The following is a 13602-nucleotide window of genomic DNA, read 5'->3' on the forward strand; positions in this document are numbered from 1 at the left end:
TGACCGGGAGGATCTTCGTCGGTGCTCACTGGTGCCGAGTGCCTGCTGATCGACGCTAGAAGCGCTGAATACACGGCAGCAACGACCTTGCGTAAACTTGCTCGAGAATCCATGAATCGTTGACCGCAAGCTACGCCAGCGGCGACGATGAACCTGCTCAGCAAGCAAGCTGACGCATACTAGTTGGCAGGGGTCTCCATCATGCGCGTACGTTTCCTCGGCAAGAACACCGGCTCTCACCAGTCGCCCACGCTGTATCTCACCGACCGCGGCACCTACGCGGTACAGGGATGGCGGGTACCGGGCCACCCAGAATTGATCGAAATACCGCACCCCCTCCTCGGGTTCCTAGAGCCTGGAACCTGTTTGGGCACACTGCTTCACGACATGGGACACGGGACGTTCACCCTCACGGGAGAACCCGTGACAGATGCGGAAGCATTGGCGCAGATGGACATTCCGCCGCACGAAACGTGTGTCGAGGTCCCGATAGGAAAGGAGATTCGCCGCGATGTACTCGCTGACCGGTGACGAACTCGACAAACTGTTCCGGTCCCCGTGGCAACGTGCCTTCCATCTCGAACTGCAGGACACATATGCCGTATCCGGAGAGTTCGAACCGCTGCGGCAGTTCCTGGCCGGGGAACCCGAAGAGACCACCTGGCAACAGGGCTGGCTCGATCTGGTCCAGGAGATCACCCATGCCGGCAAAGTGGTACAACGGGTACGGGTGGTGACCGAACCACACACCGACTACACCCGGTGGGCACTGTCGGTATCGCCGCGCAACATCGCAGCCGGTGAGGAAATCCGATGGCTGCCACGACATTCGATCGCGTCGTCCGACCTGACCGCTGACGATTACTGGCTGTTCGATGACCACTTGGCGGCGTTTAGCGTGTTCACTTCCACCGGGGAGGGTGCCGGTTTCGCCGTGACGACCGATCCGGTGATCGCGGCGCATTTCCGCAGTGTCCGTGACCGTGTCTGGCCGGTGGCGGTTCCCCACGACGAATACGTGCACGTGCTGCATCAGTGACCAATCCGCGGGAAGCCCGCGAGGCGCTCGGGCAGCGACTGCGCGAGATCCGTAAGGGTGCCGGTCTGACCGGCCGTGCCCTCGCGGATCTCGAGGGGTGGCACGAGTCGAAGGTCTCGAAAATCGAATATGGCAAGCAGACACCCTCCGAAAAGGACCTCCGGGCGTGGTGTCTGCATTGTCATGCCACCAACCAGTTGCCCGACCTGATCGCCACCCTGCACAACGTCGAAGCCGCCTACCTCGAAGTACGGCGCATGCGTATCCCCCAGTGGCAGCGGGTGATCGCCAAAATGGAAGCCGACGCCGAGTTAGTCCGCTGGTACGAGCCTGGCCTGATCCCCGGCCTGCTGCAGACACCGCGCTACATTCGGGGCGTCCTGGAAACCGTCGAAGCCCTCTACGGCGGACCCACCGCCATCGACGCATCGCTGGCGGCCCGGCTGGAGCGACAAACCGTCCTGTACCGAGGACGGCACCGCTTCCACTTCCTCATCGGCGAACAAGCCCTCCGCACGGTTGTCGGCGGCCCGGAGGTGATGATCGAACAATTGGACCGGCTCCTGGTAGCGATGACCCTGCCGCGCGTCGTACTCGGCGTGATCCCCCTGGATGCCGCCTACCGGATACCCCTGATGAACTTCACCATCTTCGACCGAAAGATGGTGCAGGCCGAGACGATCACCGCGCAGCTGACGGTAACTCAGCCGCGCGAAGTTGTGCTGTACGAAAAAGCGTTCACAGCCTTGACCGAACAGGCGGTGATCGGCAACGGTGCCCGCGAACTGATCCGGGCCGCGATGGACCGGTATAGCCGCGGGGCCGACGATGCAGATCCGGGACGTTGATCCGTACCGTCCGACGACACGGGCAGCTCTAGACCGCCTCGGCCCGCATCTCCAAGAACTCCCGAACTTCGGGCACCGCGGCATGGAGGTAGATGTCCCTACGATGCCGTCGAGAGTGGATTCCAACTGCCTGGACGCCAGGTTGCTGATCTGATCGAAGTCGTCGATCAGCAACTGGCAGCCTTCTTGAAACTCGGCAGCCTGAATATACTCGCACCGCAATAGCTTCCGCGCGGTTGCCTATCGCCCCCGGCGTGCAGTGGATCCTCGGCCGTGGTCATTTGAGCGACGAGGCCGGGTGTTCACTCAGGGCTCGGGCGGGGAGCCGGATTTTCGGCCCGCCTGAGGACCGCGCATTCCTCCACGAACGACAACGTGCCGAGATGGTATGCGGCCGCGCCGAATCCGAGACTCAGGTTGTGTCCGGCCTCGGATTGCACATTGGTGACGAATCGCGGTGCGGCGCTGAACATCTGCCGGATCTCCGCCATGGCGGCGGCATCCGATCGCCAGACCCGCTCGAATTCGCCGTGGCTGAATCGCACCGGTACCCGCACCCGGCGGGCCAATTCCGGGAAGGCGGGTGGCCAGTCGCGGACCACCGCCGCCTCGTAGTCGGGGCCGGTAACCGAGATCGACTTGCCGCCGAAAATCTCCGGCGGATACAGGTATCCGGGCTCCCACAGCATTTCCCGAATGGCGGCCCGGCTGCGCGTCACCGACATCTGCGCAATTCGTCGCTCGGCGTCGGGATGTTTGCGCACGCCGGTTCCGGCGAGCTCGAGCCCCAGCAGATGCGCACCGCGTTCGTCGGCGGCCATGCGCAGCGCCAGATCGCAACCCGCCGAATGCGCCAACAGAAACACTCCGGCACCGCGCGGTCGCGACCCGAGCATCGCGTCGACGGTCCGATAGCACGTGTCCACCCGGTGGTCCGGGTCGGCGAAAGTACCGGCGTGCGGAGCCGACTCGCCGTAGCCGGGCCGGTCCACGGCCAGTGCCGTGAATCCGAGGGCCGCGCCGATTCGCAAGAGCGACATCGACGGTCGCCCCGGGCAGTCGAAGTACTGGGATGTGGTCGCGCCACCGTGCACAGCCACCACCACCGCGCGCGGCTGGTCGACTTCCGCGCACAGCGCCGACATCGCGATCCCGTCGATCTCGGCCACCTGGGCCGTCACTCCCCCGGTTACTGCCTCGCCGATCAGCAGATCGGTCTCCTCCGCCGTCACCGGTTCGCCCGCAGCAGCAGCACACCGCTGGGCGTCAGCCCGCCGCTGGTGACGACACCGACCCGAGCGTCGGGAATCTGTCTGACGCCGGCTTGACCCCGGAGCTGGAGTACGGCCTCGCGGACCAGGCCCATGCCGTGGGTGCGGCCGTGCGAGAGCTGCCCGCCGTGGGTGTTGAGCGGCAGCACACCGTCGCGGGCGATGTTCTTGCCTTGCGCCAGAAAGTCTTTCGCCTCCCCGATACCGCAGAAGCCGAGCGCCTCGATCCAGGACAGACAGTTGAAGGTGAATCCGTCGTAGAGCTCGGCCACATCGACGTCGGCGGGCTTCAGATCGGTGCGCGTCCACATGTGCGCGGCCTGGCCGAGCACCTGCGGCTCATGGGTGAGGGTGCTCTGATCCCATTCCAGCCGTTCGATGATCTGGGTTCCGACGGCCTCCACCAGAACCGGTGGCTGCGCCAGATCCCCGGCGGTTTCCCGGGCGGAGACGATCACCGCCACCGCCCCGTCGCACGGCACGTCGCAGTCGTATAGCCCGAACGGGGTGGTGATGGAGCGCGCCGAGAGGTAATCGTCCATGGTGAGCGGGTCGCGGTAGATCGCGGTGTGGTCCAATGCGGCATTGGCGCGTTGGTTTAGTGCGATCCAGCCGAGGGTCTCGCGATCGGTGCCGTACCGGTGGAAGTGGCGCTGCGCGGTCTGCGCCAGCACATGCGCCGCCGATACCGCGCCGAACGGCACCAGCCAGCCGTCGGCGATCCCGCCGGACGGCGAAATGCGCCCGGCACGAACCAATTCCCCGTAGGTGGACTCCCATACGGTGCGGAAGCACAGCACGTGCCGGGCGAGCCCGCTGGCCACCGCCAGCATTGCGGCGACGACCGAACCCCCCGGCCCGAAGGTCTCCGCGCTGCCGTTGTACCAGGTTGGCCGGATACCCAGGGCCGATTCGAGGGCGGTGACACCGCCCTCGCCGAACGGGCCGAAGGCACCGGATCCCGGATAGGTCGACAGCCCGTCGATATCCTCCAGGCGCAGGCCCGCGTCCTCGACCGCCGTCCGGCAGGCCTGCACTGTCAGCGACAGCGGGTCGGCCATCAACCGCCGCCCGAGCTCCGACATCCCGATTCCGGTGAGCGCGACCCTGTCCTCGAACTTCTCCGGTGACGCCATCGGCCGGACATGGCGCGACACCGAGGCAGGGTCGATGTCGTCGGATGGCAAGGGAGCCAATGGCTTCTGCTCGTCCGCCGGACGGAACAGCGGCAGCCACACCGCGCCGAGACGCTCGAACTCTACCTGCATGCGCATACCGAGGGTCAGCTGCTCGGCTTCACATGCCACCGCGTTGGTGGTCAGCCGCACGCGCGGATCCTCTTCCAGGGCAACCTGTGCCACTACGTACGGCGTGGGCAGGCCCGGCACCTGGAAGCGGTGGTTCACGGTGAAACCGATGAGGGTGGCGAAACCGCTCACCACCCGCGCGCCCATCCGGTCGCCGCGGCAATAGCGGCAGACCGGTTGCGGCGGATGGATCAACGCGGCACAGGACAGGCATTCCCGGACGCGCAGGCGGCCGTCCGCGCCGGAGGTCCAGAAGAACTCGTTCTCGGGTGTGATGGACGGCTGGGGACGCATCACGCTCACCGGCTGCTCTCGAACACCGGCGGATGCTGCGCGGCCGGATCGGGATTCGCGATAGGCAAACCCATGAATCGGCGTGCGTTGTCGCCCATGAAGTCCCAGGTGCGGCGCTCGTCCATACCCTCGGCGTACTTCCAGTAGCCCTTCGGCTCCGGGAGTCCCTCGGGGTGGGGATAATCCGAGCCGAACATCACCCGGTCCCAACCGACCGTCTCGACGACGTCGGCGACCGATCCCTCCCAGAACGGGCTGACCCAGATATTGCGCCGGAAAACCTCCAGCGGGTCTTCGGGGAAGTTCTGCGGCATCTTCTTGGTCAGGTCTGCCAAGTCGTGGAAGAGGGGATGAATCCACGAACTGCCGTTCTCCACACTGGCGATGCGCAGCTTGGGGAACCGGGTGAGGGTGCCGTGGCAGATCAGGCTGCCGATCATGTCGGAGATCTCCCGATGCCCGAGCGCCAGCCACCGAAATGAACTCATGGCCATGAAGTTCTTGGTGGCCGGCGGTTCCCACTTGTTGATGTACTCATCGAGCGGCGGCTGGCTGGCATGCAGCACGATCGCCAGGCCGGCGTTCTCCACGTCACGCCAGAACGGATCGAACTCCGGCAGAGCGGGTGATCGCCATCCGTGCAGGCCCTTTACCGGCGCTGGCTTGATCAGGGCCACCTTCGCCCCGCTGTCGAGGAGATACTCGAGTTCGCGCCGGGCGCCGTCGACTTCGGCGCAGTTGATGATCGGCGTGCTGAAGATCCGATCCTGGTAGGCGAAGGTCCAGTGCTCGAGCATCCATTGGTTGAGCGCGTGGATGATGGCCAGGGTCAACTCGGGATCATCGGCCGCGGAGTGCTCGACGAGGCTTGCCAGTGTTGGATAGTTGAGTGTTTCGCGGACACCCTGGCGGTCGAGTTCGATGATCCGGTCGTCCGGATTGCGGGTGGCGGCGGGCGCTTCGATTGCGGCGCCCTGCATTTCACGCAGGGTGAGGCCCTCGGTGTTCGCACCGGCGAAGAACTTCTCGTGCGCGCCCGGCGCGGCGACCCGATCGAAGGTCGGATTCGGGATGAAGTCCGTGATCCGGCCGTTGATGGCGATCCGGGTGTGGCGTCCGATCTGGACGTACTGGACGGCCTGCCGGTACTGCTCGGGCAGGTATCGGGTGAGAGCTTCGGCGGTCTCGTACATGTGTGAATCGGCATCGAAGATCGGGGCGTCTATCGGCTGCGTCATGTCTTGTCTCCTTCGTGGCGCACGAGTGCGGCCGCAACGGCGTAACCGCCTGGCACACAATCTATTTGGCGATGAACCTAGTGGCATCGAGCAGCAGGACGACCCGATCGTGCACGTCGGGCGGCAGGCCCTTCTCGGTTTCGCCGTACACCTCGTTCAACGTCGAATAGAACGAGCCGTCTTCATCGCCTTTGACGGTGACCAGCCATCCCTGCGCCTCCAAGACCCGAGAAGGGGCGTCCGGATCGGTGATGAGGAAGGAATAGTTGGGGTTCGCCTGCAGGCTCGTGAACTTGCGCCGCGGAATCGTATGACTAAGGCGTAGATGTGCGCCGTCCCAGATGAACCGCATAGGCGTCTGGTCCGGGGATCCGTGCGGGGTCACGGTCGCGAGCACGCCGACGATCGGGCGCCGCAGCAGGTCCTCGAATCCGGCAGGCACTTTCGACATCATGATTCCACCACCCGTTCACCACCAGTATCGAAATATATACAGTAATTCTCTCCAGAGTCCGCCGCAAGCGCCGCCCGAACCTGGCGATCGCACGGTTGTGACACCGCTTCCGGTATGGCTTACTGTATGAACATCTGCAACCCGAAGGAACGAATATGCGGAGAATGATTGCCCCTGAGATCTCCAACTGGCCGGACGAAGAGTTCCGGCTGATCGGCGGATCGTGTGGCGAGTGCGGTGCGACCGTCTTCCCGATCCAGGACCTGTGCCCGCGGTGCAGTCGGCAGTCGATCGAACCGATCACACTGCCGCGCGACGGAACCCTGGTGGCCTGGACCACCCAGGGGTTCCTCCCAGGGGCGCCCTACCTCGGCGACGAGACGGCGAAAACCTTCGTTCCCTTCGGGGTCGGTCTGGTCCAGCTCGGCGATGTCATCCGAGTCGAAGGCCGGCTCACCGAAAACGACCCGGACAAGCTGGAATTCGGAGTGGAAGTAACGCTGACAACCGTGCCGCTCGGCACCGACCCCGAAGGCAACCAGGTGCTCACCTTCGCCTTCCAGCCAGCTTGAGGGACAGGACTTTTCACATGACCAACGATGTAGCGATCATCGGCGTGGGTATGCATCCATTCGGCCGCTTCGAAGGCAAGACGGCGATGCAGATGGGGACAGACGCCATTCGCGCCGCACTCGTCGACGCCGGATTGGCATGGCGAGACATTCAATTCGCCGTCGGTGGCAGTTGGGAGGTCGCCAATCCCGACGCGATCGTGAGCCTGATGGGACTGACCGGGATCCCCTTCACCAATGTCTTCAACGCCTGCGCCACCTCGGCCAGTGCCACCGAAGCCTGCGCCGACGGAATCCGGCTCGGCAAGTACGACATCGGAATCGCGATCGGCATGGACAAGCATCCGCGCGGCGCGTTCACCGTCGACCCCACCCTCGTCGGCATGCCCAAGTGGTACGGCGAGAACGGTCAATACCTGACCACACAGTTCTTCGGGATGAAGGCCAACCGCTACCTGCACGACCACGGGATCTCCGTGCAGACCCTGGCCAAGGTCGCCGCCAAGAACTACCGCAACGGCGTATCGAATCCGAACGCTTTCCGCCGCAAGGCGGTCTCCGAGGCGGACATCCTCGCCGCGCCGATGCTCAACTACCCGCTGACCCACTACATGTTCTGCGCGCCGGACGAAGGCGCCGCCGCGGTGATCATGTGCCGAGCCGATATCGCACACCGCTACACCAGCAAGCCGATATACGTGCGCGCCGTCGAGGTGCGGACGCGCAAATACGGCGCGTACGAGGTCAATACGACCTACGCACCGGTGCAGGAAGACGTGTCCCCCTCGGTCTACGCATCCCGCGCGGCGTTCGAGTCCGCGGGTATCTCACCAAGGGACATCGACGTCCTCCAGCTCCAGGACACCGACGCCGGAGCCGAGGTCATCCACATGGCCGAGGCCGGATTCTGCGCCGATGGAGACCAGGAGAAGCTGATCGCCGAGGGGGTCACCGAGATCTCCGGTTCGATGCCGGTGAACACCGACGGCGGACTCATCGCGAACGGCGAGCCTATCGGCGCCTCGGGAATGCGCCAGCTCCACGAACTCGTCCTGCAACTGCGCGGGACCGCCGGCGACCGTCAGGTATCCGGTCATCCCAAGGCGGGCTTCGCGCTTCTCTACGGCGCTCCGGGCACCGCGGGTGCAACGATCGTGACGACCTGATCTCGCCACCGAAAGCCACCGGCGCAGAGACTGCCCGGTTCGGTGCGTGACACCGTATCTGCACACTGCTGTCGCGCACCGAACTGGCGAAGATCCATTTTCCGGCCCCCGCTGGTCGTCGCCCGCGGCCACACCTACGCCTTGACTTCCGGTGATCCGAACTGCCGCACGGACTTCACGACGACGCGGGCCGCCCCCGAGGCGCCTGCACCCGCCGTCTCTCCAGATCCCACAGGCGCTCACACATCCGGTTCCAGCCGTCCGCCGAAGCGGGATCCAGCTCGGCCGCAAGGTATCCCTATCGGCCCCAGGCTTGCAGCAGGTCCTCGGTCGTGGTCACGGCGGCCAGTAGCGACAGCGTGTTCTCGATGACGGCGGCTCCGTACTCCCGTGGCACCCCCGCGACGGCATCGCGGGGCAGCACAACGTGATAGGCGGCATTGACCGCGTCCATGACCAGGTTGGGGATGGCCACATTGAGAGACACCCCGACCGCGACGATGGTCGAGACACCGAGATTGCGGAGCACCGCGTCCAGATCGGTGCCACCCATGGGGCCGAGGCCGTGTTGCCGTGTGAGAACCAGGTCGCTCGATTCCGGCCCGAATTCCGGCAGCAGCGTCGCTCCGACACTGCCGGGAGTTACCTCGACACCACGGCGGCCGACGGCGAAGAGCTTGGCATTGTGATTGGAGCCCTGGCCGTCGGCTCGTCGGGATACCACGCAGTGCACCACCCGAACTCCGACCGCGCGCGCCGCGGGCAGCAACTTGCCGATATTGGGCAGTGCCTCGCGACGCGCCTCATCCGCCAGGGCGGGCAGACCGGCCTCGGGCCCGACGACCGCGCCCTGGCACTCCTGGGTGACGATGGCCGTGTGCTCGGGCGCGACCAGATCCGGCAGCGCGAGCCGACTCACGCGGTGCCGACCGGCGGAATGTCGTAGAACTGGGTGGCCCACTTGCGAAGCGACAGATATGGTTTCGCGTCCTTGGGCGAGAGCGGCGGACGCTCGACGTACTTCTGATGACGCCAGATGCTCAAGTCTTCCCACACGGTGACCAGGAACTGCTTCTCGACGCGCTCGCGAACCGCCGGCGGCGGGACATCGGAATCGTCACCCGGATTGCGCGGCCACCAGATCGAATAGAACAGATCCGAGCATTCGTCGTCGACGGGTGTCGTGGCGAAGATAAGCCGATGCCTGGACGATCCGTCGAACGCGCTGATGGAGCCGCCAAGACCGAACATCTGCGCGTGGATCTTCAATGCCATCTTGTCCGGATCGTCACTGCGCGCGTCGGGCCAGCCGGTGAGGAAGTTCCAGGTGTGGTCGACAACGCTGTAGTCCAGCATCCGCGGGGTGACGGTGGCGCCGTGCACGTACTCGAAATGCAGACTGTCCGGGCCGTTCTCCAACACGACCTGCGGATGCACCGGCTCGCGTTCGGTCTTGCGGGAGAACTCCGGATACGGCCGGTAGAAGTTATCCGGGTCGATCTCGAGTTCCGGGAACAGCCTGAGAATATCGGGCATCTCCCACTGCGGTTCCTTGCCATCGGGCTGATGCCACATGAACACGCAGCCGTTCTGCTCGTTGACCGGATAGACCCGCAACCGCAGCCCGCGGTTGGTCCGGTCCTCGCCGGGAATGCGGCGATTGGTGCCGTCCGGGCCCCAGCGCCAACCGTGGAACGGGCATTCGACGCAGTCGCCGACCACCTTGCCGCCGTAGCCGATATGGGCACCGAGATGGCGGCAGTGCCCGGTCAATATGTGCAGTTCACCGGATTCGTCACGGTAGGCGACCAAGTCCTCGCCGAAGTACCGGAGCGGGCGAACCTCACCTTGCGGAAATTCAGCCGACCACCCCACCATGAACCACCCGGTGACCTTCCAGGTGAAGGGGACCTTCACATGACACCTCCAGTCGAGAGGGCGGAAACCGCCGATACTGATAGAGTTACAGTAATACATATGGCATGGATCTCGCGACCCTCTGTGGTCATCGATCGGCGATGACGACCTTCCCGAACGTCCGGACGAAATTCGCCGCCGCTTCGGGGCTCGAACCGTCGACGTGCACCACCGCCCAACCGGCACCGCGCTTTTCGAGATCGTCGAGGTAGGCCCCGGCCGTGCGCACCGTGTCCGCGTCGGCGAAATCCAGATGCGGGCATACCACCTGCACGTCGACCGAATCCGGGTCACGGCCAGCGGCGGCCAGCCGCCGACGCAGTTCGGTGACGCCGTCACTGAACTGATCGGGATTCTCGATGGCCTTGGTGCGCATCGCGGCGGCCATATCCGCACCCGCGATGATCGGCATCCAGCCATCGCCGTGCTGGACCACCCGCCGCAGAGCCGCCGGACCATTGCCACCGATCCAGATCGGCGGATGCGGTCGTTGCACGGGGGCCTGCAACCACAGCGACCCCGGTGCCGCGAAATCTCTTCCCTCGACCGGCTTTTCGGGTTCGGTCCAGATCCGCCGCAGCGCGCCCAAGGCCTCGTCGAGGAGTTCGGCGCGGCGTTCGTGCAGCACGCCTACGGCGGCGAACTCCGCTCGGAGATAGCCCGCACCGACACCGGCGATCAACCGCCCGCCCGAGACGATATCCAGGCTGCCGAGCGCCTTCGCGGACAGATATGGGTTGCGGAACGGGAGGACATAGAGGTTGGTCAGCAACCGAATTCGCGCGGTGACGCCCGCCATGAAACTCAGCGCCGCGATCGGATCGAGGGTGTTGTGCCCGCCGTTGCGCCGCCATTTCAGCGACGGCGCCGGATGTTCGCTCAATGCCACCGCCGAGAATCCGGACTCCTCGGCCGCCGTGACGATCGCGCGAATCACCTCCGGCCGCAGAAACGCATCGGAGGCGGTCGGCAGCTCGCTCGGATATTCGAGCACGTATTTCATTGCGCTGGTCTCCTTGTCGAGTGCAGCGCGCATTCCTCGACGAACGAGAGCACGCCGAGGTGATCGGCATCGGCGTCGCGCCTCACGCCGATGTTGTGCCCGCTGCCCGCCTGGGGATTGGTCACGAATCGAGGTACGGCGCGAAACAATGCCTGGATGCCGGCTGATGCCGCCGGATCCGACCGCCGAACCCGTTCAACGATCATTTCGTGACGGCATAGCCACATGCTCCTTTTCAGCTCGTCTTCGCCTTGGCCGGCGCGGCATAGTTGGGACGTCCGAGACCGAGCACGTGCTGCGCGATCAGGTTGCGGAAGACCTCGAGTGTGCCGCCGTAGATTCCGCACAGCGGCGCCCAGCGGTAGAGGTATTCGGCGCCGCCGTCATCGATGGCGCCGTCGGTGTCGATCGGCAACGTGGAAGCGGAACCGAGGATGTCCATCAGATCGGGTGCGATGTCACGCATCGCCTGTGCGATCGCGACCCGGCCGAACATATTCGGCGCCGACAGCGCGGCCTCCGTCCGGGCGATGCTGCGGCCGAGCCGATACGCGACTGATCCGTCGTCGAGTAGCCGACTACCGTCCGGACCGCGCCGCGCGGCTATCGCCGTCACCTTGTCCGCCGACGCCGCCATCACCAGGCCCTGATGCACCAGTACCGACACATCCTGCAGGCCGTCCGCCGAAACGTCGACCACGCCGTGCTCGACGCTGAGCGGCTCCATGAGCACGCGCCAGCCCTCGTTCACCTCGCCGAGCCGATACTTGTCATCGATCCGAACGTCGCTGTAGTAGACGATATTGGTGCGGTCACCGTCCACCGTCCGGATGCCTTGAATCTCGATACCAGGGGTGTCCAACGGAACCAGGAACATGGTGAGGCTCTTGTGTTTTCGCGCCTCGGGATCGGTATTGGCGATCAGGAAGACGTACTGGCAATTGTGCGCGCCGGTGGTGAACATCTTGGCGCCGTTGATAACCCACTGGTCCCCGTCGCGAACCGCGCGGGTCTTGCACGTCGCGACATCGGACCCGCCCTCGGGCTCGGTGTAGCCCAGGCACAACCGGACCTCGCCGGTGAGCACCCGCGGCAGCACCTCCGCGCGCAGCTCGGCAGATCCGAACTGTTCGACGGATTGCGCCACGATGATGGTGGTGCCCCAGGTGACCCAGGGCACGTGCACGCGCCGCTTCTCCAGATCCCAGACGCGCCGCTGCACGCGGGTCATCCCGCCGTCGGCGCCGGTGTTCATCTCGGCGGTCAGCCACCCTTCGGCGCCCATGGCCAGATGCACGCCCGCATCGAAGTTGTCGCCGGTTTCGCGATCGCGGCGCCGCACCTCGTCGGTGACATGGGTGTCGAGAAACTTTCGCACCCGATCGTGGAAGGCCGCGTCCTCGGCGGAGAGTTCAACCAGAGAAAAGTCCATTGTCAGCTCCGTCCTAAGCCCGCGCGAACAGTTCGGCGACCCGCACGGCGCTGGCACCCGGATCACCCGCCGCCAGCGGCCAGCCCCGGGCCCGCACCAGATAAGCCGAGGCGGCCGACTCGGTAGTCACACCCAGTCCGCCCTGGACGTGCACGGCCATGGTGGCCGCCTTGGCGGCCTCCTCGGCCATATACACGAAGGCCGCCGCCGCGAGTCCGGGCTGGATATCGGGTTCGTACTCGAGGAACCAGGCGGCCCGCCGAGCCAGGTTGCGCCCGCTCTGCACAACGATCGCGATATTGGCCAGCGGATGGGAGATGCCCTGCAGGGTCGAGATCGGAACACCCATCGTGTAGCGGGTTTTCGCGAATTCGGCCGCGATGCGCATCGTCTCTTCGACGAGCCCGACCAGCGCGGCCGCGGTGAGCACCCGCCACTCGTCGAGGGCGCGCTCATAGTGCGCGAGCGCCTCGGCGCCACTGGCCAGCACGATCCGCCCATCGGCGACCGCCGGATCGACCCACGCCATGGGCAGGCGGCCGATATTGTCGACCTTCGCCGGTCGGGTGGCGAAACTCAGCGCGACGATATCGTCGCCGTCGCGGACGATGATCCGATCGGCGACCGCCCCCGATGGGATGAGCCGGATTCCCGCTGCGGCGTCGATGCGCGGATCCAGCGCGACCAGCTGTCTGCCTTCCACCACATCGGCATCGGCCGCTAACGCGCCCAGCCGGGCCAGCAGACGCGCCGCGCAAACGTGATCGATCCACGGCACCGGCGCGATGGCGCGGCCCAGTTCCTCTGCGACCAGTGCGAGGTCGACCAGCGTCGCGCCGTCACCGCCCACGGATTCGGGCAGCGCCATGGTGGTCGCGCCGGTACCGCACAGCTGCTCCCACAGATTCTTGTCGAATCCCGTCGGTTCGGCCGCGCGCACTACCTCGAGCGGGCACCGGCTTTTGAAGAACTTCGCGTACGCCGCCTGGAGTTCCGTTTGGTCTTCCGACAGGCTGTAATCCTGCCTGCGCAATTCGTAGCGGTCCATATTTCCCTTGCTC

General features: G+C 65.4%; 14 protein-coding genes. 5 read left to right on the plus strand and 9 right to left on the minus strand.

What is annotated here, in order from left to right; all coding sequences use genetic code 11:
- Positions 1-511 precede the first annotated feature (511 nt).
- Together ACQPYR_RS23940 and ACQPYR_RS23945 are read left to right on the plus strand one after the other, a co-directional pair.
- Positions 512-1039 carry a DUF6879 family protein gene (locus tag ACQPYR_RS23940; RefSeq protein WP_433621194.1) on the plus strand — a complete coding sequence of 176 codons (528 nt, stop codon included), beginning with the start codon at positions 512-514 and terminating at the stop codon, positions 1037-1039.
- On the plus strand, positions 1036-1887 hold the full coding sequence (locus ACQPYR_RS23945) for a helix-turn-helix domain-containing protein (protein ID WP_433621195.1): 852 nt from the start codon (positions 1036-1038) through the stop codon (positions 1885-1887). Before ACQPYR_RS23940 ends, ACQPYR_RS23945 begins: the two co-directional genes overlap by 4 nt.
- A 302-nt stretch (positions 1888-2189) precedes the next feature.
- Here ACQPYR_RS23945 and ACQPYR_RS23950 read toward each other — a convergent pair whose 3' ends face one another.
- The 4 genes from ACQPYR_RS23950 to ACQPYR_RS23965 form a co-directional block, all read right to left on the minus strand.
- Positions 2190-3119: an alpha/beta hydrolase gene (locus ACQPYR_RS23950; protein ID WP_433621196.1), complete on the minus strand. Its 930-nt coding sequence runs from the start codon at positions 3117-3119 to the stop codon at positions 2190-2192.
- Positions 3116-4759 (minus strand): thiolase C-terminal domain-containing protein, encoded by a 1644-nt coding sequence (locus ACQPYR_RS23955; RefSeq protein ID WP_433621197.1) that lies wholly within the window; start codon positions 4757-4759, stop codon positions 3116-3118. The genes ACQPYR_RS23950 and ACQPYR_RS23955 overlap by 4 nt, the downstream gene beginning before the upstream one ends.
- A gap of 5 nt (positions 4760-4764) precedes the next feature.
- Positions 4765-5997, minus strand: a complete 1233-nt coding sequence (locus ACQPYR_RS23960; protein ID WP_433621198.1) for an amidohydrolase family protein — start codon at positions 5995-5997, stop codon at positions 4765-4767.
- Between the two features lie 61 nt (positions 5998-6058).
- Positions 6059-6451, minus strand: a complete 393-nt coding sequence (locus ACQPYR_RS23965) for a pyridoxamine 5'-phosphate oxidase family protein (protein WP_433621199.1) — start codon at positions 6449-6451, stop codon at positions 6059-6061.
- Between the two features lie 155 nt (positions 6452-6606).
- On the opposite strand from ACQPYR_RS23965, the gene ACQPYR_RS23970 reads away from it, so the two are divergent.
- Entirely contained in the window at positions 6607-7023 is a 417-nt protein-coding gene (locus ACQPYR_RS23970) for a Zn-ribbon domain-containing OB-fold protein (RefSeq protein WP_433621200.1), read from the plus strand.
- Positions 7024-7040: 17 nt separating this feature from the next.
- Positions 7041-8189 carry a thiolase family protein gene (locus tag ACQPYR_RS23975; RefSeq protein ID WP_433621201.1) on the plus strand — a complete coding sequence of 383 codons (1149 nt, stop codon included), beginning with the start codon at positions 7041-7043 and terminating at the stop codon, positions 8187-8189.
- A gap of 298 nt (positions 8190-8487) precedes the next feature.
- Here ACQPYR_RS23975 and ACQPYR_RS23980 read toward each other — a convergent pair whose 3' ends face one another.
- From ACQPYR_RS23980 to ACQPYR_RS23990, 3 genes are all read right to left on the minus strand, one after another.
- The gene (locus ACQPYR_RS23980; protein ID WP_433621202.1) at positions 8488-9108 is read right to left on the minus strand and encodes a cysteine hydrolase; all 621 of its coding nucleotides are present in this window, start codon (positions 9106-9108) and stop codon (positions 8488-8490) included.
- Entirely contained in the window at positions 9105-10106 is a 1002-nt protein-coding gene (locus ACQPYR_RS23985; RefSeq protein ID WP_433621203.1) for an aromatic ring-hydroxylating oxygenase subunit alpha, read from the minus strand. Before ACQPYR_RS23985 ends, ACQPYR_RS23980 begins: the two co-directional genes overlap by 4 nt.
- 88 nt (positions 10107-10194) lie before the next feature.
- Positions 10195-11109: a TIGR03619 family F420-dependent LLM class oxidoreductase gene (locus ACQPYR_RS23990; RefSeq protein WP_433621204.1), complete on the minus strand. Its 915-nt coding sequence runs from the start codon at positions 11107-11109 to the stop codon at positions 10195-10197.
- Between the two features lie 20 nt (positions 11110-11129).
- Between ACQPYR_RS23990 and ACQPYR_RS23995 the strand changes: the two genes are divergently transcribed.
- Entirely contained in the window at positions 11130-11276 is a 147-nt protein-coding gene (locus ACQPYR_RS23995) for a hypothetical protein (RefSeq protein ID WP_433621205.1), read from the plus strand.
- 68 nt (positions 11277-11344) lie between these two features.
- On the opposite strand, the gene ACQPYR_RS24000 is transcribed toward ACQPYR_RS23995, so the two are convergent.
- Both ACQPYR_RS24000 and ACQPYR_RS24005 read right to left on the minus strand, forming a co-directional pair.
- Positions 11345-12541 carry an acyl-CoA dehydrogenase family protein gene (locus ACQPYR_RS24000; protein ID WP_433621206.1) on the minus strand — a complete coding sequence of 399 codons (1197 nt, stop codon included), beginning with the start codon at positions 12539-12541 and terminating at the stop codon, positions 11345-11347.
- Positions 12542-12554: 13 nt separating this feature from the next.
- Positions 12555-13589, minus strand: a complete 1035-nt coding sequence (locus ACQPYR_RS24005) for an acyl-CoA dehydrogenase family protein (protein ID WP_433621207.1) — start codon at positions 13587-13589, stop codon at positions 12555-12557.
- Between the last annotated feature and the right edge of the window lie 13 nt (positions 13590-13602).

Origin of the sequence: Nocardia sp. CA-120079, from assembly GCF_050955745.1 — a bacterium.
Lineage (GTDB): Bacteria > Actinomycetota > Actinomycetes > Mycobacteriales > Mycobacteriaceae > Nocardia.